The following is a 25,000-nucleotide window of genomic DNA, read 5'->3' on the forward strand; positions in this document are numbered from 1 at the left end:
AATACCGCAGCATCCGAAGAAGGTCAAGGATTGAGCTTGCCATGTCGCAAGATCATGCGTATAGTCGGTAGTTGCGCTCGCTTCTCCCTGCCCTCATATGGTGGTCGGCATTTCGTTGAGCATCCGGGCGCACACTCACCTGACGACAAAGGAATCGAGAAGCCCTGCGGGGCTCACGGAGGTTATTCCCTTGGCTGCTGCTCGCAACGCATCCACCACCACCACCACTAAGAACGGACGCGGAGCATCCCGTCTTTCGTTCGCCAAGATCTCCGACACGCTGACGGTCCCTGACCTTCTCGCTCTGCAGACCGAATCCTTCGGATGGCTCGTCGGCAACGACGCCTGGAAGGCTCGTGTCGCAGAGGCCAAGAAGGCCGGCCGCACAGACGTGAACGAGAACAGCGGCCTCGGCGAGATCTTCGAGGAGATCTCCCCGATCGAGGACCTCGGCGAGACGATGCAGCTGTCGTTCACGAACCCGTACCTCGAGCCGGAGAAGTACTCGATCGAGGAGTGCAAGGAGCGTGGCAAGACCTACGCCGCTCCGCTGTACGTCGAGGCCGAGTTCATGAACCACCTCACCGGTGAGATCAAGACCCAGACGGTCTTCATGGGCGACTTCCCGCTGCAGACCGACAAGGGAACGTTCATCATCAACGGCTCCGAGCGCGTCGTCGTCTCGCAGCTCGTGCGTTCGCCCGGTGTCTACTTCGACAAGACCCCCGACAAGACGTCCGACAAGGACATCGTGTCGGCGCGCGTCATCCCGAGCCGTGGCGCATGGCTCGAGTTCGAGATCGACAAGCGCGACCAGGTCGGCGTGCGCGTCGATCGCAAGCGCAAGCAGTCGGTCACCGTCTTCCTCAAGGCGCTGGGCATGACCAGCGAGGAGATCCTCACGGAGTTCGCCGGCTACACCTCGATCGAGGAGACGCTCGCGAAGGACACCATCGTCACGAAGGAAGATGCGCTCCGCGACATCTACCGCAAGCTGCGTCCGGGCGAGCAGGTCGCCGCCGAGGCCGCGCGTGCGCTGCTCGACAACTTCTACTTCAACCCGAAGCGCTACGACCTGGCGAAGGTGGGTCGTTACAAGATCAACCACAAGCTCGGTCTCGATGCACCGCTGACCGACTCGGTGCTCACGGTTCAGGACATCGTCGCGACGATCAAGTACCTCGTGCGTCTGCACGCGGGAACGGAAGAGACCTTCCCCGGCATCCGCTCGGGCAAGAAGGCCGACATCCGCATCGCGACCGATGACATCGACAACTTCGGCAACCGTCGCATCCGCGCGGTCGGCGAGCTGATCCAGAACCAGGTCCGCACCGGTCTCTCCCGCATGGAGCGCGTCGTCCGCGAGCGCATGACCACGCAGGACATCGAGGCGATCACGCCGCAGACCCTGATCAACGTGCGCCCCGTCGTCGCCGCGATCAAGGAGTTCTTCGGAACGTCGCAGCTGTCGCAGTTCATGGATCAGAACAACCCGCTCGCGGGTCTGACCAACAAGCGCCGTCTCTCGGCTCTCGGACCCGGTGGTCTGAGCCGTGACCGTGCAGGTGTCGAGGTCCGTGACGTCCACCCGTCGCACTACGGCCGCATGTGCCCCATCGAGACTCCTGAAGGCCCGAACATCGGTCTGATCGGTGCTCTCGCGACCTTCGCGCGCATCAACTCGTTCGGCTTCATCGAGACCCCGTACCGCAAGGTCACGGGCGGCGTCGTCACCGAGGACATCGACTACCTGACGGCTTCGGAAGAGGTCGACTTCAACATCGCGCAGGCCAACGCCCCGCTCGACAAGAACGGTCGCTTCATCGAGAGCCACGTCCTGGCCCGCCCCAAGGGCGGCAGCGGCGAGGTCGACATGTTCCTCCCGGAGGACATCGGATACATCGACGTCTCGCCGCGCCAGATGGTGTCGGTCGCGACCTCGCTCGTGCCGTTCCTCGAGCACGACGATGCACAGCGCGCCCTCATGGGTGCCAACATGCAGCGTCAGGCTGTGCCGCTGCTGCGCAGCGACTCGCCGCTCGTCGGAACCGGTATGGAGGGCTACACCGCCATCGACGCCGGCGACGTGCTCACGGCTGAGAAGCCGGGTGTCGTCACCGAGGTCTCTGCAGACCGCGTCACCGTCATGCTCGACGAGGGCGGCACGCAGGACTACCACCTGCGCAAGTTCGACCGCTCGAACCAGGGCACGTCGTACAACCAGAAGGTCGTCGTCAACGAGGGCGACCGCGTCGAGGTCGGAGAGGTCATCGCTGATGGCCCCGCCACCGAGAACGGCGAGCTGGCACTCGGAAAGAACCTCCTCGTCGCGTTCATGACGTGGGAAGGCTACAACTTCGAGGACGCGATCATCCTCAGCCAGGACCTCGTGAAGGACGACACCCTCTCCTCGATCCACATCGAGGAATACGAGGTCGACGCCCGCGACACGAAGCTCGGCAAGGAGGAGATCACCCGTGATCTCCCCAACGTCAGCCCTGAGCTGCTGAAGGATCTCGACGAGCGCGGCATCATCCGCATCGGCGCAGAGGTCCGCCCCGGCGACATCCTCGTAGGCAAGGTCACGCCGAAGGGCGAGACCGAGCTGTCGGCGGAAGAGCGTCTGCTCCGCGCGATCTTCAACGAGAAGAGCCGCGAGGTCCGTGACACCTCCCTGAAGGTGCCCCACGGTGAGCAGGGCACGATCATCGCCGTCAAGGAGTTCAACGCGGAAGACGGCGACGACGAGCTCGGCTCGGGCGTCAACCGCCGCGTCGTGGTCTACATCGCCCAGAAGCGCAAGATCACCGAGGGTGACAAGCTCGCCGGTCGTCACGGCAACAAGGGTGTCATCGCGAAGATCCTCCCGATCGAGGACATGCCGTTCCTCGCGGACGGAACTCCGGTCGACATCGTGCTGAACCCGCTGGGCATCCCGGGTCGAATGAACTTCGGCCAGGTGCTCGAGACCCACCTCGGGTGGATCGCGAAGCAGGGCTGGAAGGTGGAGGGAAACCCCGAGTGGGCTACCAAGCTCCCGAAGGATGCCTTCGAAGCCGCCCCCGGCACCAAGGTCGCCACCCCCGTGTTCGACGGTGCGAGCGAGGAGGAGATCGCAGGTCTCCTCGACGCGACCATCCCGACCCGCGACGGCGTCCGTCTGATCGACTCCACCGGAAAGGCCCAGATGTTCGACGGCCGCTCCGGCGAGCCGTTCCCGGCGCCGATCTCGGTGGGCTACATGTACATCCTGAAGCTCCACCACCTGGTCGACGACAAGATCCACGCGCGTTCGACTGGTCCGTACTCGATGATCACCCAGCAGCCGCTCGGTGGTAAGGCGCAGTTCGGTGGCCAGCGATTCGGTGAGATGGAGGTGTGGGCCCTCGAGGCCTACGGTGCCGCTTACGCGCTCCAGGAGCTCCTCACGATCAAGTCCGACGACATCCTCGGCCGCGTCAAGGTGTACGAGGCGATCGTCAAGGGCGAGAACATCCAGGAGCCCGGCATCCCCGAGTCCTTCAAGGTGCTCATGAAGGAGATGCAGTCGCTCTGCCTGAACGTCGAGGTCCTCTCGGCAGACGGCACGCTCGTCAACCTGCGTGACACGGACGACGAGGCCTTCCGCGCAGCGGAAGAGCTCGGCATCAACATCTCCAGCCGCTTCGAGGCCGCCTCGATCGACGAGATCTAAGGTTCAGGCCGCCGACTGAGCGTCATGCCCGGTCGGCGGCCCACCTCCCCGATTTCTTCAGAAGAATTCCTACACAGGAGAATTTGTGCTCGAGTCAAACACTTTCGATGAGCTTCGCATCGGCCTGGCCACCGCGGACCACATCCGCGCCTGGTCCTACGGCGAGGTCAAGAAGCCTGAAACCATCAACTACCGCACCCTGAAGCCGGAGAAGGACGGTCTCTTCGGAGAGCAGATCTTCGGCCCGTCCCGCGACTGGGAGTGCGCCTGCGGAAAGTACAAGCGTGTCCGCTTCAAGGGCATCGTCTGCGAGCGCTGCGGCGTCGAGGTCACCAAGTCCTCGGTCCGTCGTGAGCGCATGGGTCACATCGAGCTCGCCGCTCCCGTCACCCACATCTGGTACTTCAAGGGTGTTCCCTCGCGTCTCGGCTACCTGCTCGACATGGCGCCGAAGGACCTCGAGAAGGTCATCTACTTCGCCGCCTACATGGTCATCTCGGTCGACGAGGATGCTCGTCACCGCGACCTGGGCACGCAGGAGAACAACATCCGTCTCGAGCTGAAGACGCTCGGAGACCGTCGCGACGCGAAGATCGCCGAGCGCCTGGCTCGCCTGGAGGAGGAGCTCGCTTCCCTCGAGGCGGAGGGTGCCAAGGCCGACGCGAAGAAGAAGGTCAAGGACGCCGCCGAGAAGGAGATGTCGCTCATCCGCAAGGGTGCCGACGAGGCGATCGCCAAGCTCGAGCGCGTGTGGGAAGACTTCCGCACTCTCGAGGTCGGTGCACTGCGCCCCGAGGACGACGTCTTCCACGAGCTGCAGGACCGCTTCGGTCAGTACTTCGAGGCCTACATGGGCGCCGAGTCGATCCAGCGTCGCCTCGCGGCGTTCGACCTGGCCGCTGAGGCGGAGAGCCTGCACCTGCAGATCTCCGAGGGCAAGGGCCAGCGCAAGATCCGTGCGATCAAGCGTCTGAAGGTCGTCAACTCGTTCCTGGAGACCGGCATGAGCCCGGCCGCCATGGTCCTCGACGTCGTTCCGGTCATCCCGCCGGAGCTGCGCCCGATGGTGCAGCTCGACGGTGGCCGCTTCGCGACCTCCGACCTCAACGACCTCTACCGTCGTGTGATCAACCGCAACAACCGTCTTCGTCGTCTGATCGACCTCGGCGCCCCCGAGATCATCGTCAACAACGAGAAGCGGATGCTGCAGGAGGCCGTCGACGCACTGTTCGACAACGGCCGTCGTGGTCGCCCCGTCACCGGTACCGGCAACCGCGCCCTGAAGTCCCTCAGCGACATGCTGAAGGGCAAGCAGGGTCGTTTCCGCCAGAACCTGCTCGGCAAGCGCGTCGACTACTCGGGCCGTTCGGTCATCATCGTCGGTCCGCAGCTGAAGCTGCACCAGTGCGGTCTGCCCAAGCAGATGGCTCTGGAGCTCTTCAAGCCGTTCGTGATCAAGCGCCTGATCGACCTCGGTCACTCGCAGAACATCAAGGCGGCCAAGCGTGCCGTCGAGCGCACCCGTCCCGAGGTCTGGGACGTGCTCGAGGAGATCATCCGCGAGCGTCCGGTGCTGCTCAACCGTGCACCCACCCTGCACCGTCTGGGCATCCAGGCGTTCGAGCCTCAGCTCGTCGAGGGCAAGGCCATCCAGCTGCACCCGCTCGTCTGCGCGGCGTTCAACGCCGACTTCGACGGTGACCAGATGGCTGTCCACCTGCCGCTGTCGGTCGAGGCTCAGGCCGAGGCCCGCGTGCTGATGCTCGCGTCGAACAACATCCTGAAGCCGTCCGACGGCCGCCCGGTCACCCTGCCTTCGCAGGACATGATCATCGGTCTGCACCACCTGACCACGGTCAAGGTCGGCGCAGCCGGTGAGGGCCGTGCCTTCGGTTCGGTGGGCGAGGCGATCCTGGCGAAGGACGAGGGCACCCTCGATCTGCAGGCCAAGGTCCGCATCCGCATCCCGGGTCTGACGTTCCTCGAGGGCGAAGCTCCCGAGGGCTACGAGCGTCACGGTCTCGTCGACGCATCGCTCGGACAGGCGATCTTCAACGACACGCTTCCCAAGGGATACCCGTTCGTCCGCGAGCAGGCTGACAAGAACAAGCTGTCGCAGATCGTCAACAAGCTGGCCGAGGAGTACCCCAAGGTCGAGACGGCTGCGTCGCTGGACCGCATCAAGGACGCCGGTTTCTACTGGGCAACTCGCTCCGGTGTGACCGTCGCTCTGAGCGACATCCTGACGCCGCCGAACAAGGCGGAGATCGTCGCCGGCTACGAGAAGCAGGCCGCGAAGGTCCAGTCCCAGTACGAGAAGGGCCTGACGACCGACACCGAGCGTCGCCAGGAGCTCATCAAGATCTGGACCGAGGCCACGGACGAGGTTCAGGCCGCGATGCGGGCGAACTTCCCCGAAGACAACACCATCAACCGCATGGTGTCGTCGGGTGCTCGTGGTAACTGGCTGCAGATCCGGAACATCGCCGGTATGCGTGGTCTCGTCAACAACCCCAAGGGTGAGATCATCCCGCGTCCGATCATCTCCTCGTACCGCGAGGGACTGTCGGTGGCGGAGTACTTCATCGCGACGCACGGTACCCGTAAGGGTCTGGCCGACACCGCTCTGCGTACCGCCGACTCGGGTTACCTGACCCGTCGTCTGGTGGATGTCTCGCAGGACGTCATCATCCGCGAAGAGGACTGCGGCACGTCGAAGGGCCTCGAGCTCCCGATCGCCGCTCCGAACTCGCAGGGCGAGCTGGTGCGCGACGCGAACGTCGAGAACTCGGTGTTCGCTCGTACGCTGGCCTCCGACGTGGTCGACAGCAAGGGCGAGGTCCTCGCTTCTGCCGGTGACGACGTGGGTGACGTGCTGATCGACAAGCTGGTCGGACTCGGGGTCGAGAGCATCAAGGTGCGCTCCGTCCTGACCTGCGACTCCGCTGTCGGTGTCTGCGCACAGTGCTACGGCCGTTCGCTCGCGACGGGTAAGACCGTCGACATCGGAGAGGCCGTCGGCATCATCGCGGCCCAGTCGATCGGTGAGCCCGGTACCCAGCTGACGATGCGTACCTTCCACACCGGTGGTTCGGCTTCGGCCGATGACATCACGCAGGGTCTGCCCCGCGTGCAGGAGCTCTTCGAGGCGCGTACCCCCAAGGCTGCGTCGCCTATCGCAGAGGCCGACGGTCGCATCACGATCGACGAGACGGACAAGGCCAAGAGGCTCATCCTGACGCCCGACAACGGTGACGAGGAAGTGATCTACCCGGTCCTGAAGCGTGCGACGCTTCTGGTCGAGGACGGTCAGCACGTCAGCGTCGGTCAGCCGCTCCTGGTCGGCACGCTCGACCCCAAGGAGGTCATGCGTGTCATGGGTGCCCGCGAGGTGCAGCGTTACCTCGTCGGTGGCGTCCAGGGCGTGTACCGCTCGCAGGGTGTGCCGATCCACGACAAGCACATCGAGGTCATCGTCCGTCAGATGCTCCGCAAGGTCACCGTCGTCGATCACGCCGACACGACCCTGCTTCCGGGTGAGATGGTCGACCTCAAGCGCTACCAGGCGATCAACCGCGAGGCTGTGGCAGAGGGCAAGCGCCCGGCGTCCGGCCGTTCGGAGCTGATGGGTATCACGAAGGCGTCGCTCGCGACGGAGTCGTGGCTGTCGGCCGCCTCCTTCCAGGAGACGACCCGCGTGCTCACCGAGGCTGCGATGCAGGGCAAGCGCGACCCGCTGGTCGGTCTCAAGGAGAACGTCATCATCGGTAAGCTCATCCCCGCCGGAACCGGTCTCTCGAAGTACCGCGACGTCACGGTCGAGGCGACGGAAGAAGCCAAGAGCGAGCGCTACCCGAACCGGATCTTCGCATCCGACGGCGCGTACGCTGACGGCGACTTCGGCTACGTCGACTTCGACGCGTTCTCGACGGACGACATCACGCCGGGTACGTACAACTGACGTACTGAGTGAGTGAGAAGGCCCCGGGCGTTTCGCCCGGGGCCTTCTTCGTGCCCGGATGCGAGCGGGTCACTCGAAGAGGTGGGCCACGATGCTCGAGGTGTAGCCCTCGGGGGCCAAGTTGGAGTATTCGGAGTCGATCAGCACGTCGTCACGCCAGAACAGGGTGCGCCCGTCGGTGACCGGGTACTGGGTGTTCGGCCAGGTCTTCTCGCAGCGGGTGCCGCCGTCCGGAGTGAAGCAGGTGAAGCCCTCATCGGCGACGAGAGCGTTCAGCATGTCGAGGGCCGGACCGCGGTTCATCAGAGAGATCGTCGTGACGAGACGGGTGGTGTCGGCCTTCGGGTCCGCCCAGATGCACGTCAGCGCGCCGTCGTCGCCCACTCCGGAGGGTCCGAAGGCCGCATCGTTGAGAGGGATGCCGTCGAGCTGCGCCAGCACGTCCTCCGAGAGGATGGCGCGGCAGTCCGTCGGCAACGCGATCGGCGTGGTCGTCGGTGTCGGCGAGGTCGTCGGGTTGGCCGACTCGTCGGGCGACGAACTCGACGGCTTCGGGGATTCGCTCGAACCTCCGGATCCCGAGCCGGCCGGACCGCAGCCGGTGAGCACTGCGACGAGCAGAAGAGCCGCAGCTCCGGCGGCGAATCGAGCGTTCATGCGCTCACCGTAGCGCTGCGCCCTGCCCACGCCGGGAGGCTGACCGAACCGTCGCCGAAGCCGCTCTCGCGGTAGTGTCGGCAGAATGAGTGATGATTCCTCCCGTGTGCCCGGTGCAGTCGTCGTCGGAGACGCGCTGATCGACGAGATCCACGACGACGGCGGTGTGCGAGAGCTGGTGGGCGGCGCGGCGCTGAACGTCGCCGTCGGTCTTCGCCGGCTGGGCGTTCCGACGACCCTGATCGCGATGGTCGGAGAGGACGAAGCGGGCGCGCACATCCGCGAGTACCTCGCGGATCACGATGTGCGGCTGATCTCGAGTGAGGCGCCGCTCGGCTCATCTCGTGCGATCGTCCAGCGCGGGGCCGACGGCGAGCCCGTGTATGTCTTCAACGAGGCCGCGCAGAGGCGCAGCATCCGGTACTCCGATGAGGCGGGTCGAGCGATCGCCGATTCGAGTCTCGTGGCCGTCAGCTGCTTTCCCTTCGACGTCCCCGCCGAGGTCGATGCGTTCCTCGAGGCCGTCGGCGATGCTCGTCTCGCTGTCGACCCGAATCCGCGTTCGGGGATGCTGACTGACCGCGCAGAGTTCGTGCGGGGCTTCGAGCGTGCGGCCGCCGGGGCATCGATCGTGAAGGTCGGCGCAGATGATGCGTCGCTCCTGTACGACGGGGATCTCGACGCTCTCAGGGCGCGGCTGCGCGCACTCGGGGTCAGTGCCGTTCTCGCGACAGCGGGCGCCGATGGTGCGGCTCTCGAGTCGGATGCCGGAATCGTCACGGCGCCGATCTCGACGCTGCCCGGCCGCGTCGTCGACACCGTTGGGGCCGGAGATGCGACCCTCGCCGCCGTGGCCGCAGGACTCGCACATGGCACACCGTCTGACGTCGACGGGTGGCAGCAGCTGCTCGATCGAGCGATGGACGTGGCCGCTGCGACGTGCCGCGCCGACGGCGGGCTGCTGCGGACTCCGGAGTCCCTGGCCGACCCTGACCAGGGCGTCTTCGGGAGCTGAGCGCTCGATTTCTCACGCCTGCCCTTGGCAGGTATGATTATCTATCGTGCCCCCGGTTGGCTGTCGAAGTTGGACGGGTGCGCTCTGGCGAGTTACCCAAGCGGCCAAAGGGATCTGACTGTAAATCAGACTGCTCAGCATTCGGGGGTTCGAATCCCTCACTCGCCACCACCGAAAGCCCCGGAACGCCTCAGGCGCCCGGGGCTTCGTCGTCTCCGGTGGAGCGGGCAGTATGGATGCGGAGATCGATCATCCGGGGGGAGTGCTGTGGACCAAGAGGAACTGAGCGCGCTGCGCAGGTGGGGCACCAGTGCCCTGCAGTACGTCCTCTGCCTGCTGCCCCTCGGGGCGGCCGCGGCGGTGTTCTTCCTCGTGAACGGCAGCGTCAGGGTCGCGGGGCATGAAGAGCTTCGCGACGCGGTGTTCGGATGGCCGTTCGGATGGGTGACTCAGGACCTCTCGCGCTACGAACCGGTCGCGTATCCCGCCACGATCACGTTCGAGTATCAGCGGGCGTGGCACGATCCGATCGACACTTCGTACAACTGGTGGCTGTTCGCCGCGAACAGCGCGATCCTGAGCATCATCCTGACGGCGGTGCTGCTGATCGGACTCGGAGTGCTCAGGGCGCGGCGCGCGCTTCGGGAGTAGCGCAGTGCGGCGGCTACAGTCTCAGGCGAACCATCTACGAGAGAGGCACTGCTGATGACCGACCAGACGAGGCTCGCACAGTTGGAGAGGGAGCACGTCGAACTGGTCCTGCGTCGGTTCGACCGCGCGGACGCGTGGCGGCTCGGGCGCTCCATCGCAGAGCGGGCACTGGCTCAGGGGGCTCCGGTCGCGGTCGATGTGCGCACGGCTTCGGGCGTCCTGTTCCACGCATCGCTGCCGGGAGCGACGGCCGACAACGACGTCTGGGTGCAGAAGAAGGCCGCGACCGCCCTGCGGTTCGAGACCAGCACCGCGCTGCTCGAAGAACGGGTCGCCGGCGGTGAGCGCGACATGCACGAGCCGGGATGGCTCGACCCCGTCACGTATGCGGTAGCCGGCGGGTCGGTGCCTGTCCGAGTCGACGGCGTGGGCGTCGTCGCGGTCGCGACGGTGTCGGGGCTTCCCTCAGCCGACGATCACGACCTCGTCGTCGAGGGGATCACGGCGCTGGGACTGCTCGTCGGGTGACGTATGACTCGCAGGCGGTGACAGTGACTCATCCCGGGTTCACGGATCTCTGGAAGATCGCTTCGAACTCGACAGGCACGAAGCCGAGCATGCTGTTGATCGAGCGCATCCAGGTGTTCTGATCGTCGGTGCTGGTCCTCACGCGACCGACTCCGTCCAGCGCGCGAGCAGTCTGAAGGTTCGCGAGTTTCACGGCGGCACCCAGCCCATGTCCCCTGTGGTCTCTCAGGACGAGCGTTCCTTCGATCCGAGCGTGTCCGCCCTGCGTCTCAGAGGTGACGAGGCAGGTCCATGCCGCCACGTCGCCGCTGGCATCCACTGCGATCGTCTCCACAGCGGTCGATCCCTGCGCGTTCCACAGGTCGATCTCCTCGAGGTATTCGGCCGCGGAGACCGGTGATTCGAGCCAGGCCAGCTCTCCGTTCGGTGCCTCTGCATCGACCAGACCCTTGATCCGGCCGACCTCCTCGCGGAGGCCTTCGGGCACACCGTCGATATGGCTGGTGATCGTATAACCCGCCACAGCCGACTGCTCGGGCAGCGATACGGCGCGAAGATCCAGTTCGAAGACCGTCTCCGTTGTGGCAGACGCGAATCCCAGGGGTTCGAGGAAGCCTCGAGCGAGCGTCGAGATCGCATCGCGCGTCGGCCTGTACGCCCTCGCGACGAACCGGGAGATCACCGGAGGGCTCTGCTCTTCAGCCGCACGCACCAACGCGCTCCCGATTCCACGATGCTGGAGATCAGGAAGCACCCACGCGAAGATCCATGCGGTGTCGGGCACGCTGTCATGCGTCATGCTCGCGCCGAATCCGACCAGTCGCTCGTCGTCCCATGCTCCGAGAAGTCGGGTGGTCCATCCGTCGTCAGCACGCCACCCGAGAGTCCGTGCGTCTGCGCCCGCACCTCGCCAGCCCGGTCGCGCGTGCTCGTTCGCGGCGGTCTCGACGAAGTAGGCGCTGCGCATAGCGCGGTCATCTGAGACGTCCAGCGATCGAATCTCCATGTCCTCAACCATACGAACACACGAGGGTGCGGCAGTGCGATCAGTGGCTTCCTGCGGTCAGCGGCGGATCTCGATCTCCGCGAACGGATAGTGGCAGTCGCCGGTGGCACCGGCTTGCTCGCAGTCCTGATCGGGCGCGAGCATCAGCAGCGCCGGTCCCGTGAGATCGGGTGGCAGATCGACCGAGACGCTGGTCGCTCCGATCTCGAGGCGTGAGCCGGTGCTCGTGTCGCCAACGGCAGTGCGGACGATCAGTTCTCCCGCCCACTGCTCGTCGATGCGGCACTCGGCAGGATCGACGGATACGGAGACGGTCTGGCCCGACCGTGGCGATGCGGAATCGATCGTCAGCATCAGCGCCAGCCCCTCGCACGCTCGTGAGGCAGCTGGGGGAGCGCTCGCTCCGATACCCGTGCTTCTCGCATCACTCGTCGGATCGTGCGGGGTGTCGGGGGCGGCGGCCTGCGGCGAGCATCCCGCGAGCCCGGCACTGAGCATCAGCGCCACGAGTGCTGCTGGCGACGGGTGCCGTATCGAGTTCCTCATGACTCTTGAGTGTCGCGAGCCGAGGAATCGTCTCAGTAGTCGGGGTGCAGGCGCAGCCGGGAGGCGATCTGCGCAGCCTGCTCGGCGGGGGTGAGCGCGATGTCGATCTCGATCGCCCTCTCGTCGTCCTCGAGCGGTTCCAGCGTGGCGAACTGCGAGTCGAGCAGCGTCGCGGGCATGAAATGGCCCTGGCGGCGCAGCATCCTGTCGAGGATCAGCTCGCGCTCACCGGCGAAATGCACGAAGGTGACGGCGTCGCGGCGAAGCACGTCACGATAGCTGCGGCGCAGCGCCGAGCACGTCACGATGCCGGGTTCGCCGGCCTCGATGCGTGCGTCGATCCACTCGGCGATGCGGTCGAGCCAGGGCCAGCGGTCGTCGTCGTTGAGCGCATGGCCGGCGGCCATCTTGGCGACGTTCGCCTCGGGGTGCAGATCGTCGCCCTCTTCGAAGGCCCAGCCGAGGCGGCCGGCGAGCATGGCCGCGACAGTGGACTTGCCGGTGCTGGCGACGCCCATGAAGACCAGGACAGGTGCGTTTACGGACATCATGGCGCGCTCAGACGAAGATGCTCAGGACGAGGACCCCGGCGAGACCGGTGACCGAGATGAGGCACTCGAGCACCGTCCACGACTTCAGGGTCTGCGGGATGCTGAGGCCGAAGTACTCCTTGATGAGCCAGAAGCCCGCGTCGTTGACGTGCGACAGGAAGACCGATCCAGATCCGATCGCGAGCACGAGCAGCGCGACCATGGGGGAGTCGAGGGTCTCGGTGAGCGGCTGCAGGATGCCGGCGGCGGTGATCGTCGCGACGGTCGCCGATCCGGTGGCGATGCGGATGACCACGGCCACCAGCCAGGCGAGGATCAGCACCGAGACCGAGGATCCGGAGACGAACTCAGCGATCACGTTGCCGATGCCGGTATCGACCAGCACCTGCTTGAAACCGCCGCCCGCGCCGACGATCAGCAGGATGCCGGCGATCGGGCCGAGCGACGATCCCACGATGTCGTTGATCTTGCTGCGGTCGAAGCCGGCGCCGCGTCCGAGGATGAAGAAGCCGGCGAGCACGGCGATGAGCAAGGCGATGACCGGGGTGCCGAGGAAGTCGAGTGCGAGCTTCCACGGTGCGTCCGACCCCGCGGCCGAGATGTCGGCGACGGCCTTCGCGAGCATGAGGAAGACCGGCAGCAGGATGCTGAAGAGGGTGGCGCCGAATGAGGGGCGACGACGCTGCTCGACACCCTCGTCCTCCTCGGTGACGAACAGCTCGGGCACCGGCACATCGACCCAGCGCTCGGCGAAGCGTGCGAAGAGGGGGCCCGAGATGATCACGGCGGGAATCGCCACGATCACACCGAAGGCGAGGGTGAGGCCGAGGTTGGCGCCGAGTGCGTCGATCGCCGCGAGAGGGCCGGGGTGCGGCGGGACGAGGCCGTGCATGGCGGAGAGGCCGGCGAGCGTGGGGATCGCGATGCGCATGAGCGGGGCGCCGGAGCGCCGCGCGACGAGGATGATGACCGGTACGAGGAGCACGAGGCCGACCTCGAAGAACATGGGGAGGCCGATGACGGCGCCGATGAGTCCCATGACCCAGGGCAGCGAACGTGCGCTGGCCCGGCTGACGAGTGTGTCGACGATGCGGTCGGCGCCGCCGGAATCCGCGAGGAGCTTGCCGTAGATCGCGCCGAGCGCGATCAGGATGCCGACCCCACCCATGGTGGTGCCGAAGCCCGTCGAGAAGCTGGTGACCGACGAGGCGATGTCCATGCCGGCGATCGCGCCGGTGGCGAGCGCGCCGATGGTGAGTGACAGGAAGGGATGCAGCTTCACCCAGGTGATGAGGACGATGATGATCGCGATCCCCAGCACTGCGGCGGTGATCAGCTGACCGGCGGGGCGGTCAGGGGCTGCGGTGTCGGCGACTGCCGTCATGAGCGCGTCGGCGGCGGGGGTGAAGAGTGCCATGAGCTTCCTTGATCCGGGCGTGGTTTACGACCTTATGCCGTACATAATAAGCACGCATACCATGTCATGCGCAACATAAACGAAACATTGATGTGAGATGTCCCACGTCACCGATTCGCGACGGGCATACTCGACATATGACCGTCGCCGGCCCTGCAAGCCCCGTTCACGACTCGCTCGTCGCCGAGCTCGGTCGCGCGATCGTCGATGGCGAACATCCGCCGGGCTCACGGATGCTGACCGTCGAGGTGGCTCAGCAGAGGGGCGTGTCCCGTTCTGCAGCACGCGAAGCGGTGCGGGTCCTGGAGTCCTACGGCCTGGTCTGGGTGCGGCGCAAGTCCGGCGTCGAGGTGCGGCCGCGCGCCGACTGGAATGTCTACGCGCCGGAGGTGATCGCATGGCGGCTCGCGGGTCCGGGGCGTGACGAGCAGCTCCGCGAGCTCAGCCAGCTGCGTTCAGTGATCGAACCTCTCGCTGCGCGCCTCGCTGCAGGCATGGCCACCTCGGAGCAGAAGGTCGATCTCGTGTCACTCGTCGTCGCGATGGGCGAGGAAGACCATGAGGCGGATCGCGAGCGGTATCTCACGGCCGACATCCGGTTCCACCGCCTCCTCCTCGAGGCATCCGGCAACGGGATGCTTTCCGCCCTCGGAGGCACGGTGGAGGCGGTCCTCCGCGGACGCACCGCCCACTCGCTCATGCCGCACGTGGCGAACCAGAACGCTGTGCAGTGGCACCGGGATGTCGCGTTCGCGGTGGCGAGCGGCGACGCGGACGCGGCGTCCGCTGCCATGCGCAACATCGTCTCGGAAGCCGATGAGGCCATGCAGCGCGCCGCCGAATAGGCCTGCTCGCCGCAGCTCCCGACCGATATCTCGGTATACGTCTGCTCGCGCAGTATTCCGGGCTCGGTCGCGGATCTACGATCGGATCGCGGAGAGTCGCGCGCTCTCGGGGGAGGCGACCGATGGGGCAGGGGCCAGGTGGACGTGCGCAAGACCGAGCGCGTCTTCCCCTGCACATGATCGAGCGCCCGAGGCTGACGGAGATCCTCGATCGCGGTCATGCCCTCACTGTCGTCAGCGGCCCCGCGGGCGGCGGGAAATCGGTTCTGCTCAGCCAGTGGGCGGCGGCGCAGCACTCGCGAGAGGCCGCTTCGGTCAGGCTCGGGTTCGACGAGAGCATCACGAATGAGCACCTCCTGCTTCGCGAGATCCTGATGCAACTCGTCGTCCAGGACCTGATCGCCGATCGGAGCGCCGCACGCTCGGCGCTTCGCGGGTTCGACAGTGTCCGGGATCCGGCGGGCGAGCTCGGACGCCTTCTCGCCGATCTCATTCGACCATGCATGATCCTGATGGACAACGCGGAGAGGGTCGACGAGAGAGCGCTTCTGACGGTGAGTCTCGACCTGCTCGAAATCGCACCGATGCTGCGGATCGTCGTGGCGACGCGTCGGTCGACCGTCGCCCGGACGCTGCAGATGCTCGCCTCCGCGGATGTCTGCATCGTCGGCCCCGCACATCTCCTCTTCACGTGCGACGAGGCTCGCGACGTGGTGCAACGTGTGTCCGGCCAGACGATCGCCCCTGGCGCGCTCGGCGAGGAGAGCACGCTGCCGCTCGCCGCTCGAGCGCTGGGGCTGACGCTCGCAACGCACCGCGTCCCCGTCGAGATCGCTGCCGTCGACGTGCAGGGACTGGGCGACGCTCTGATGGCCAGCCTGATCGGTGCAGACGTTCCTGCGGATTTCGAGGAGTTTCTTCTCAGAACGTCGGTGCCTGGTGGTGTGACGACCGAGATCGCCCAGCGCCTCGGATGGCCCGACGGCGGACGTGAGCACCTCGATCGTGCCGAGCTGTACGGCCTGGGCATGTGGGAGTCGGGTGATGAGGGTTTCGTCTTCGTCTACACGCCGCTGCTTCGGGAAGCGCTCATCCGCAGGCTCGATCAGCGGCCTGCCGAGACCGTGGCGCCGATCCGCCGAACCGTCGCGCTCTGGGCCGCCGAGCACGGTCGCCATCTCGAAGCGCTGACGAATGCGATGCGAGCGAAGGACTATGTTCTCGCGTCACGCCTGGGGCGCAAGTCCTGGTTCATCCTCACTCGCACGAGCCCGCAGGACGTCGACTCGTTGCTGAGACGAGAGAGCCCCCTCGTGCTCGCGCGTCATCCGCTGCTCGGCATGCTGCTCGCGCTGGTGCTGCTGCGGCTCGGGCATCGACTGCGCGCCTTCGCCTATTTCCAGAGCGCCGCCCTGTCGCTGCGCCGGCGCGGGCTCGACGACGATCCCGTCGAGCGATTCTGGATGCTCAGCGCGAAGACACTGGCGGAGCGCTTCGCCGGACAGTTCCGGCGATCGGGGGACACGGCGGACCTCGTCATGAAGGTCTTCGACGCGATGGATGCCGAACAACGCGCGCAGTGCGCGGGGTTCGCAGCGCTGCTGCTGAGCAACTGCGGGCTGAGCTACCTGCAGCTCGGGCGGATCTCGGATGCCATCGAGGTTCTCGAACTCGGCATGACCATACAGGTCGCGCATACGGTGATGATCCTCGAAGACGGCGTCGGATTGCGGATGCCCGATGATGACGGCGGCTGGTATCACTGCGCTGCGACGCTCGCCGGTGTCTATGCTCTGCGAGGACGACTCTCCGACGCCAGACGGGTCCTCGACGCGATCGACGACGCCGACCCGCCGCCGGTCTGGCGTGTCGAGCAGTTCGGGATACTCGAGCAGATCGCTCATGCGGTGATCGCGGTCGCGGCGCTCGACCTCGACGAGGCTCGGCGCCGGACGGACTCGATCGCGCATCACCTGGGCACCACCGAGCTCTGGCCGTACCTCGTCTGCATCCGGAGCGAGATCGACCTGCGCGTAGGGCGCAAGGCAGAGGCATCCTTCGCCATCACCCATGCGCTGGGGAGGGGAGTCAACTCGGCGGTCTCCGGCTATGGATCATCGAGGCTGACGGTCACTCAGGCGATGACATCCCTGGCGCTCGGCGATCAAGCAGCGGCTCGCCGGAACGTGGCCGCGCTGCCCGCGGACGATCCGTCTCGAAGCGCCATAGAGGCTTTCACCGCTCTGCTCGCCAGAGACGACGCGCTCTCCTTCGCGGCCGCCGAGACCGCACAGTCCGAAGCAGGCACGGATCTCGGTCCGTTCTGTCTGGCCGCCGTGACGTCGGCGGCTGCTGCTGCCCGGCTGGGCAAACGCGAGGCGTCTGCCCGTGCGATGTCTCGTGCGGTCGCGGTCCTGCGAGAGGAACGCTCTCAGGCTCCGCTGGTGCTGTTCGACCGAGCCGTCCTGGGTGAGGTGCGCGAAGTCTGTGCGCCGGCCGAGCAGGACTTCCTCGATTCGTACCTCGCGCGCGCATCGGACGTCTGCCCGTTCCCGGCATTGCCGCCCCCGGTCAGGCTCACGGCGCGGGAGCTCGCCGTGATGCGCGAGCTCCGAAAGACCTCGTCCACCGATGCACTCGCCGCGGCACTCTTCGTCTCGCCGAACACGGTGAAGGTCCAACGCCGGAGCGCATATCGCAAGCTCCGAGCGTCGAACCGCGAACAGGCGCTTCTACGCGCCGCCGAGCTCGGCCTGCTCGACGACTGAGAGACCGGTCGATGAGGCGCACCTCGCGTTCGGGTGTTGCGCGGTGCGCCTCAGAGTCGGGAGCGTGGGGAGGGATGAACCTGGGGGTTCGTGCTCTCGTCGACCTGTGTTCACGATAGGGGCGCGCTGACCTGCGTCCCCCGCGGGCGATTCGCAGACGCGGTATCTCACCCCGGAATTCACCCTGGTTCCTCCGATGCGGAGTCTGAATCCCCCAGCGCGCTCCGATCACTCGAGGCGTTCATAGACTGGTCGAATGCGAGCGCTCACCGAGGCAGACATCCGTGCGTCCTTCGTCAACGCGGATGCGGACGAGCTGAGGGTGATGGAGATGCCGCTCGACCTCGTGCTGGTCGACTGGGACTACCTCGACTTCTTCGCATGGCGCGATCCGAGTGCGGGGCGTCGCGGATATGTCCTGACCCAGCATGACGGGGAGATCTCCGGAGTCGTCCTCCGAGTCTCAGACCCCGGCCGTGGGCGCTCGGGAATGTGCAACATCTGCCACACGATGCAGCCGGGAAACCAGGTGGCGCTCTTCTCGGCGCGACGTGCGGGCGAGGCCGGGGAGCGAGGCGACTCGGTGGGCACCTACATCTGCGCGGATCTGTCGTGCCACGAGAACGTGAGGCTCGCGCACCCGCTCGCCCCGAACGAGGTCAGGGCACCGGGGCAGGTGGACTTCCGTCTCGACGGGACCAGGCGACGTATGGAGGCCTTCGTGGGACGAGTGAGGCAGCCCGCCTGATCGCGGTTAGCCTGGTGGCATACGTCCTGTGCTCGAAGGAGAAGCCATGAACGACGCCATCCTGTTCGCTGTCGATGAGGGACTGGCCAGGCTCACGCTGAACCGCCCGGCGAGACTCAATGCCTTCAACGCCGACCTCGCGCACGCCTGGCGGGATGCGACGGCGGAGGCCACGTCGCGGTCAGACGTCAAGGCGATCCTGGTCGACGCGGCCGGTCCTGCGTTCTGCGCGGGCGGCGACGTGATCGACATGGCGACGACGATGGGGTCGGCCGACGACATCACCGCGCTCGCGGAGGTCATCAACACCGGCATCCGCTCGCTGACGGAGTCCGCTGTGCCCGTCGTCGCCGCAGCGCACGGGACGACGGCGGGCGGTGGGCTCGGCATCCTGCTCAGCAGCGACTACGCCGTCGTCGGCGCACGGTCTCGTCTCGGCAGCCTGTACGCGAACATCGGGCTGACCCCCGACCTCTCGGTCTCGGCCCAGCTCGCCAGGGCGGTCGGGCAACGTCGGGCGCTGCAACTGGTGCTGCAGGACCGCATGCTGTCCGCAGCGGAAGCGGTGGAATGGGGCCTCGTCGCCGAGAGCGTCGAAGGCGCGGACTCGGCGGACGAAGCCGACCTGGTGAGATCCCGCGCCGAGGAGGTCGCGCGCTTCTGGTTGGCCGGGGCGGCAGAGGCCTACGGGCATGCGAAGCGACTCGTGCGGTCGCAGCCCGAGCGAACGTTCGCGGAGCAGCTGAGCGAGGAGGCTCGATCGATCGGAGCCGCCATGGCGACGCCGGACGCTCAGGCCCGGATCGCCGCGTTCGCAGCCTCGTCCGCGCGCAAGCGCTGATCATCGGGCCGGATCCGATTCGACGGATGTGTCCACGGATCGCGCTGTCGCTCCTGCCCCCGCGTCGGTGCATGCAAGGATGAACGCAACGCCGCCCAACGAGAGGAACGCGATGACGCAGCCGGAGATCGCCCAGGAGCCCCCTGCGCTGGTCGAGAAGAAGAACATGTCCCTGCTGATCAGGGGAGCGATCTGGATCGCCATCGGTGCGCTCATCGCCGCCGCGCTCGTCTGCGTCGTGTGGGTGCTGGTCGGTGATCAGGACGGGCTGATCGGCCGAGCCTTCCTCACCATCCTCCTGCTCGCCGCGTTCGCAGGAATCGCGATCCTCGAAGCGGGGCTCGCACCGAACCGTCCCGATTGGCTCGCGCTGTCGAGCATGGTCAGCTGGATCGTCGCTCTGCTCGTCGGAGCCGTCAAGATCTGGCTTCCCGAGGACGATCAGTTCTTCACTGGTGCAGAGCGCTTCTTCGAGCTGCTCCTGGTCGTGGGAATCCTGCAGCTTGCACTGCTGCATGTGCGGCTGTTCACTCCGGCCGCGCAGCGCCACGTGACGACGTTCACCCGCATCATCTACATCGCGACGGTCGTGTTCCTCGGCGGACTCGTGGGAATGCTGATCTTCTTCCTCACCTTCCCGCACACCTTCGAGTACGGCGAGCTCTATTGGCGCATCGTCGTCGCGCTCACGATCCTCGCGGCGGTGGGAACCACATTGATCCCCCTGCTGAACGCGCTGTTCGCGCCCCGTAAGCCTGCGGACGCTCGTGCTGCCGTCGCTCACGGCGTCGCCTCCGCTCCCGCCTGGCCGACCTACGCCGACGGTCTCACTCCACTGCCGGTGCTGCCTGACGGATCGCCGGACTGGAACGCCTATTACACGGGGCACCCGTCGACTCAGCAGCCTCAGGCCCCGCAGCACGCGCTGCCCGTCGCTCCGGCTCCGCAGCCGTTCCCGGTCGCAACCTTCCCGGCTGCCCCCGAGCCGTACTCGCAGGTGCAGCCTGCGCCTCCGGTGCCGCAGGCGCCAGAGGCTCCCGCTGCCTACCCGCCGGCCCCGCCCTTCCCGCCGCAGTGAGCCTCGAACTCGAGCTCGTCGACCTCGCCTCTCGAATCGCACGCGAAGCCGGTGACCTGGCACGCACGCGTCGGGCCGAGGGCGTGCACCTCGCCGCGACGAAGTCCACGCTCGCAGACATCGTGACCGATGCAGACCGTGAGGTCGAAGCACTCATCCGGGAACGGCTGCGCGTCGCTCGACCCGGTGACGGCTTCCTCGGCGAGGAGTCGGAGGCCGAGCGGGGCGAGAGCGGAATCACCTGGGTCGTCGACCCGATCGACGGCACGGTGAACTACGCGTACGGCATCCCCTCCTACGCGGTGAGCATCGCGGCGGTGCGTGGCAGCGCAGTGGCGGGGGAGTGGGAGGCGCTCGCCGCGGCCGTGTACGCCCCGGCATCCGAAGAGCTGTTCACCGCGGCTCGGGGACACGGCGCGTTTCTGGGTGAGGTGAAGCTCTCGGTCACGGACGAGACGCCGGCCGGAGCACTGCTGGCCACCGGATTCGGTTACGACCCGGCGACGCACGACGGCGACCTCGCCACCGTGCGCAGGATCATGCCGATCGCCCGGGATCTCCGGCGGGCAGGTTCGGCCGCGCTGGATCTCGCCTTCGTGGCCGCCGGACGCCTGGACGGCTACTTCGAACGCGGCCTGAAACCCTGGGATCATGCGGCAGGTGCTCTGCTCGTCACCGAAGCCGGAGGCGGCGTCTCCCTGATCGACCTCGACTCGGCGAGACCGATGCTCATCGCGGGCGGAACCGAGGTCCACCGTCGAGTGCTCGATATTCTTCGAGATGAAACGTGAACGATTCATGGCATTCACAGGTGGATCAGGCTAGGGTTTATCCGATCGTTACTTTCATCGGCCCGAATCGGTGAAGGTCGTAAGCGCCCCCGAGCTTGACGTTAAACCCGAGAGAATCTGACTTGCCCTTCGAGAATTCACAGGCTGCCTCTGCGCCCACGCGCCGTTCCAGCCGTCCCCGCACTGCGGCCTTCGAGGCCTCCGCGGCAGGAGTGACGGAAGCCGTCTCCGAAGCTGCACCCGTCTCCGAATCCGCGTCCGTCGCGTTCGAGACCCCGACTTCGCGCCGCGCGGCCCGCCAGCGACTGAACACCGCAGAGGTGTTCATCGCAGCGACCGCCGTCGCCGCCGCGTCAGCAGCATCCGACTCCGCAGACGTCGTCGCGGTCGAGCTGACTGAGGCTCCCGAGATCGTCGTCGAGCCGGTCGTCGCCGAGTCTGAGGCCGCGCCCGCATCGGTCGACCAGGACGAGTCCGAGCCGGTGCGCTCCGAGCGCGACGACGCCGGCCGCGATCGTTCGAGCACCGACGACGCCTTCGAGACCGCGGCCCGCGCGTTTCGTCGCGTCGCCTCGGAGAGCGCGTCCGAGCCGACAGCCGAGCCTGAGGCCGCTGCCGCTGAAGAGACGCCTGTCGAGCATGTCGCCCGCCGCCGCCCGTCGGCGCGCAAGTTCCTGACGGTCGGAGCGACCGTCGGCGTGATGAGCCTCGCCGGACTCCTCGCGGTCGGAATGACTCTTCCCGCTGAGGCAGTCGCCGCAGTGCAGGGATCGCCCTCGCTCGCGGCCACGTCTCTCGTCGCCGCATCGGGCGCCAAGTCGGCGGACACCGCCGACGATGAGATCCAGGCGTTCGTCACCTCCTCCGATGTGCAGAACGAGTCGCTCGCGCGATCCGACAGCTTCTCGACCGTCTCCCTGATCCAGGTGGCGTCCGAAGAGGGCATCAACTACTCCAACGAGGTCTTCACCAACGACGCCGAAGCCGCCATCCAGTGGCCCTTCAAGGTCGGCGTGGGCATGAGCTCGGGATACGGCATGCGCTGGGGCCGTCTGCACGAGGGCATCGACTTCGTCCCCGGCGAAGGCGCGCCCATCCAGGCGATCGCCGACGGCGTCGTGCGCACCGCCACAGAGCAGGGTGGCGCCTACGGTGTGACCGTCTACATCGATCACGTGATCGACGGACAGATCGTCACCAGCCACTACTCGCACATGCAGTACGGGTCGCTGCAGGTCAAGGCCGGGCAGACCGTGAAGGTCGGCGACATCGTCGGGCACACCGGAAACACCGGCCGTTCCTACGGCGCGCACCTGCACTTCGAGATCATCATCAACGGCGGGACGATCGACCCGCTGCCCTGGTTGCGCGAGAACGCGGGTCGCACCTCGTATTGACACCTCGATTTCATGAGGACGCCACAGTGATGGTATTCTCGTGTGGTTGCCCCGCGAGGGGCAGCACGCCCCGATAGCTCAGTGGCAGAGCACTTCCATGGTAAGGAAGGGGTCGTCAGTTCAATCCTGACTCGGGGCTCACAGCGTTCGTATCTGCGATGCGGATGCGGTGTGGCAGGGTAGCTCAGCTGGTCAGAGCGCACGACTCATAATCGTGAGGTCGCGGGTTCAAGCCCCGCTCCTGCTACAGATCAAGACCCCCGGGAAATCGGGGGTTTTGTCATATCCGGGTCGATGGTTGGAGCAGTGCGCGGGAGGGGTGTGCCGGTTTTGTGCCGGTTGACATCACCGAGCACGCACCCGACGCATCGCCACGGGATGGTGGAGGGCGGTCGCACTGATGCGATGATGGGGGCTCGTCTAGCATTCGCGGCGGGTAGCCGACAGTCATAGGGCGGATGCGCGATGTGGCGCCTCATGGGCGACAGGCTGGGACTGGAAGCCGCCCAGGAGGTTATCGCCGGAGGGGCGAGGTCATCCCGCCCCTCCGGCACCCTACAAAGGCTCGATTGTGATGGTGATTCCGGATACAGTCATTCTGATAGTGATGCGGAAGCCTGCGTTCATCGGGTTCTCCTCTCTCTTCGGGATGCCCCCTCTGGTCTTGGCGGACGAGGGGGCATCTGCGTTGAATCCACTCTCACCCTTGTCATAATCAACTGCAACATCGCGCGGGCACGGGCTCAGCGGCTTGACAAGACGATTCTGGCGTCTACGAAAGACGGAACAACGAGGCAAAAATGCGTTCTGAGCGGATAAAGATCGCGAGCTGAGCGGTATGTTAAGAGAAAGACAGTACCCCAGGGATGCCCGTACCCCCGGAGTGCATGTCTCTCCGCTGAAAACGTCGACGATCTTCCTGGAGCAGCCTGTGGACATCCCCTCAGAGGCGATCGAAGCGATGGGGCGTGCGACCAAGAAGTCGCAGCGGAAGAGCAGCGTCAACTTCCCGATCGCGTACGTGAAGCGAGGCGACGCCACCCCCATGGCCGCACGGCTGCTGCAATCTCACGAACTGCGTCTGAAGCTACACATGACTCTGGTGATGCAAGCGACTCAGGCTCCGCATACGATGCCTGACCGACCGACACAATCGCTGGCTCGGCTGCTGAACTTTGGCCGCGAAACCGGAGCCCGCAGAGCGAACGACGCCAAGAAGTGGTTAGTGACCAACAAGCTCATCACACGGGCTCCCCTTCCCGATGGAAGGCCGGGACTACTTATCCTGCATCCCGACGGCTCAGGGGTTCAGTGGGAGGGCAACGGTGCCAGATGGGTGGGAGTGCCCTTCGATCTGTGGGAGAACAACTGGATTCTGCGGCTGAGCGGACGAGCCATTGCGGTGCTGATGGCACTCATTGAGCTCAACGGCGGATCCGAACATCCCGAGGGCGAGCTCATGGGTGGTCATCGCAAGAAGCAGTACGGACTATCTGACGATACTTGGACTCGTGCAACGAAAGAGCTCGAAGCGTTCGGGCTTCTCCGCACGAAGACTGTCTATTGGGGCGATGACGACTTCGAGCTCCGGAAACGAAAGCGCTACCTCGTCATCAAGGAAGCCCTCGGCGAAGCTCCAAGTTGGCAAGACTGAACTCGAAACCACATGCAGATCAGCTGTCTCATATGACGCGGCAGCGGCGGGTCTGACCAAGAGTCGGGATCAGTCTTCACTCGGGCGCGCAATTGGTTCTACGGGCGTACTGGTCTCCCACACCGCGTTGTAATGCTCAAGGAGAACGGCGGTCGGGTCATTCCCGATGCGCGTAATCACGGTTAGCTGCGTGCCGCCGAGTGATGTACCTAGAATCAGCCCCTCGCCGGCATCGACGGGAAGGATCAGTCGATCGTGCAGCTCTCGCGGTTGCACGGATGCGAAGCGAAGTTCTACATCAGGCCGAGCGCCCAGGGCGATCCTGAGCTTCTGATTGCGATCGCTCTGAGTCAAACCGTTGATCCTTGAATCCCGCGTCAAGATACGTCTGACGTTGCCCAATCGAAGAAGAGCAGTGAGGTCTGAAGGGTGCAGATACGGATCGACGACCAGGGAGCTTGGAACGTCGTCGATCCGAGTAAGGAGTTCTGCGTACACAAATGGGTCGGTCATCCGGCCGACGACCTCGATCGGTTGAGTGTTTCCTGTCGAGGATGGATCGCCCGTCGCTGCTCGTAGGATCGCGTCCCCAGCAGGACTGAGCATCAGCCGCCGATTGGAGGAGACCAACAACCGGGCGTCCAGCAGATAATCCACAGTCAATGGGTACAGACCGAGAGTATTCGGGTCGTAGTCGGGAAGATTGGTTCGCGCTTCGACGAAAGCCGTCACATCAGACTTTGTCGGCTCGACACCTTGGCTGGTCAAGGTATGGACAAAATGGAGCGCGCGAAGAGCTTTCGGCGCCAAGAGCTGCGGCATGCTCCGATCATGTCATCAGAGCGTCGTTTC

Annotated in this window: 19 protein-coding genes and 3 tRNA genes; 16 read left to right on the forward strand and 6 right to left on the reverse strand. The window is 65.8% G+C overall.

Going from position 1 to position 25,000, the window contains the following annotated elements; translation table 11 throughout:
* The first annotated feature begins 190 nt into the window (after positions 1-190).
* Together rpoB and rpoC are read left to right on the forward strand one after the other, a co-directional pair.
* On the forward strand, positions 191-3,694 hold the full coding sequence (gene rpoB, locus ACZ0AA_RS17890) for a DNA-directed RNA polymerase subunit beta (RefSeq protein ID WP_400861956.1): 3,504 nt from the start codon (positions 191-193) through the stop codon (positions 3,692-3,694).
* Positions 3,695-3,779: 85 nt separating this feature from the next.
* Positions 3,780-7,655, forward strand: coding sequence for a DNA-directed RNA polymerase subunit beta' (rpoC, locus tag ACZ0AA_RS17895; RefSeq protein ID WP_400861955.1), 3,876 nt, complete (start codon positions 3,780-3,782; stop codon positions 7,653-7,655).
* Between the two features lie 69 nt (positions 7,656-7,724).
* Here rpoC and ACZ0AA_RS17900 read toward each other — a convergent pair whose 3' ends face one another.
* Entirely contained in the window at positions 7,725-8,312 is a 588-nt protein-coding gene (locus ACZ0AA_RS17900; protein WP_400861954.1) for a hypothetical protein, read from the reverse strand.
* A gap of 85 nt (positions 8,313-8,397) precedes the next feature.
* Between ACZ0AA_RS17900 and ACZ0AA_RS17905 the strand changes: the two genes are divergently transcribed.
* From ACZ0AA_RS17905 to ACZ0AA_RS17920, 4 genes are all read left to right on the forward strand, one after another.
* Positions 8,398-9,327, forward strand: a complete 930-nt coding sequence (locus ACZ0AA_RS17905; RefSeq protein WP_463513757.1) for a carbohydrate kinase family protein — start codon at positions 8,398-8,400, stop codon at positions 9,325-9,327.
* Between the two features lie 86 nt (positions 9,328-9,413).
* Positions 9,414-9,498 (forward strand) — tRNA-Tyr (locus ACZ0AA_RS17910).
* A 96-nt stretch (positions 9,499-9,594) separates the two neighbouring features.
* Positions 9,595-9,978 (forward strand): hypothetical protein, encoded by a 384-nt coding sequence (locus ACZ0AA_RS17915; protein ID WP_463513758.1) that lies wholly within the window; start codon positions 9,595-9,597, stop codon positions 9,976-9,978.
* 54 nt (positions 9,979-10,032) lie between these two features.
* Complete coding sequence (locus tag ACZ0AA_RS17920; protein WP_463513759.1) at positions 10,033-10,506, forward strand: heme-binding protein; 474 nt, start codon at positions 10,033-10,035, stop codon at positions 10,504-10,506.
* Positions 10,507-10,534: 28 nt separating this feature from the next.
* Here the strand turns inward: ACZ0AA_RS17920 and ACZ0AA_RS17925 are convergent, their stop codons facing one another.
* The 4 genes from ACZ0AA_RS17925 to ACZ0AA_RS17940 are packed head-to-tail and all read right to left on the reverse strand — an operon-like array spanning position 10,535 to position 14,026.
* Complete coding sequence (locus tag ACZ0AA_RS17925) at positions 10,535-11,512, reverse strand: GNAT family N-acetyltransferase (RefSeq protein WP_463513760.1); 978 nt, start codon at positions 11,510-11,512, stop codon at positions 10,535-10,537.
* A 57-nt stretch (positions 11,513-11,569) separates the two neighbouring features.
* Entirely contained in the window at positions 11,570-12,058 is a 489-nt protein-coding gene (locus ACZ0AA_RS17930; RefSeq protein ID WP_463513761.1) for a hypothetical protein, read from the reverse strand.
* Between the two features lie 32 nt (positions 12,059-12,090).
* Positions 12,091-12,609: a gluconokinase gene (locus tag ACZ0AA_RS17935; RefSeq protein WP_400861946.1), complete on the reverse strand. Its 519-nt coding sequence runs from the start codon at positions 12,607-12,609 to the stop codon at positions 12,091-12,093.
* A gap of 7 nt (positions 12,610-12,616) precedes the next feature.
* Entirely contained in the window at positions 12,617-14,026 is a 1,410-nt protein-coding gene (locus tag ACZ0AA_RS17940) for a GntP family permease (RefSeq protein ID WP_463513762.1), read from the reverse strand.
* 137 nt (positions 14,027-14,163) lie between these two features.
* Here ACZ0AA_RS17940 and ACZ0AA_RS17945 point away from each other — a divergent pair, with 137 nt between their 5' ends.
* The 10 genes from ACZ0AA_RS17945 (at position 14,164) to ACZ0AA_RS17990 (ending at position 24,148) form a co-directional block, all read left to right on the forward strand.
* Entirely contained in the window at positions 14,164-14,871 is a 708-nt protein-coding gene (locus ACZ0AA_RS17945; RefSeq protein WP_463513763.1) for a FadR/GntR family transcriptional regulator, read from the forward strand.
* 176 nt (positions 14,872-15,047) lie between these two features.
* Positions 15,048-17,639 (forward strand): LuxR C-terminal-related transcriptional regulator, encoded by a 2,592-nt coding sequence (locus tag ACZ0AA_RS17950; protein WP_463513764.1) that lies wholly within the window; start codon positions 15,048-15,050, stop codon positions 17,637-17,639.
* 256 nt (positions 17,640-17,895) lie between these two features.
* Positions 17,896-18,387, forward strand: coding sequence for an FBP domain-containing protein (locus ACZ0AA_RS17955; RefSeq protein ID WP_400861941.1), 492 nt, complete (start codon positions 17,896-17,898; stop codon positions 18,385-18,387).
* A 46-nt stretch (positions 18,388-18,433) separates the two neighbouring features.
* On the forward strand, positions 18,434-19,228 hold the full coding sequence (locus ACZ0AA_RS17960) for an enoyl-CoA hydratase/isomerase family protein (RefSeq protein ID WP_400861939.1): 795 nt from the start codon (positions 18,434-18,436) through the stop codon (positions 19,226-19,228).
* A 112-nt stretch (positions 19,229-19,340) separates the two neighbouring features.
* Positions 19,341-20,306, forward strand: coding sequence for a hypothetical protein (locus tag ACZ0AA_RS17965; RefSeq protein ID WP_463513765.1), 966 nt, complete (start codon positions 19,341-19,343; stop codon positions 20,304-20,306).
* A complete protein-coding gene (locus ACZ0AA_RS17970; protein ID WP_463513766.1) occupies positions 20,303-21,097 on the forward strand; it encodes an inositol monophosphatase family protein in 795 nt (264 codons plus the stop codon). Before ACZ0AA_RS17965 ends, ACZ0AA_RS17970 begins: the two co-directional genes overlap by 4 nt.
* A 122-nt stretch (positions 21,098-21,219) precedes the next feature.
* Positions 21,220-22,494, forward strand: a complete 1,275-nt coding sequence (locus tag ACZ0AA_RS17975; protein ID WP_463513767.1) for a M23 family metallopeptidase — start codon at positions 21,220-21,222, stop codon at positions 22,492-22,494.
* A gap of 67 nt (positions 22,495-22,561) precedes the next feature.
* Positions 22,562-22,633, forward strand: a tRNA-Thr gene (locus ACZ0AA_RS17980).
* A gap of 34 nt (positions 22,634-22,667) precedes the next feature.
* Positions 22,668-22,741: transfer RNA gene (locus tag ACZ0AA_RS17985), tRNA-Met, on the forward strand.
* Between the two features lie 684 nt (positions 22,742-23,425).
* Positions 23,426-24,148 (forward strand): hypothetical protein, encoded by a 723-nt coding sequence (locus tag ACZ0AA_RS17990; protein ID WP_463513768.1) that lies wholly within the window; start codon positions 23,426-23,428, stop codon positions 24,146-24,148.
* A gap of 69 nt (positions 24,149-24,217) precedes the next feature.
* Here the strand turns inward: ACZ0AA_RS17990 and ACZ0AA_RS17995 are convergent, their stop codons facing one another.
* Positions 24,218-24,970: a hypothetical protein gene (locus ACZ0AA_RS17995; protein ID WP_463513769.1), complete on the reverse strand. Its 753-nt coding sequence runs from the start codon at positions 24,968-24,970 to the stop codon at positions 24,218-24,220.
* Between the last annotated feature and the right edge of the window lie 30 nt (positions 24,971-25,000).

Source organism: Microbacterium sp. AC035, assembly GCF_979258485.1.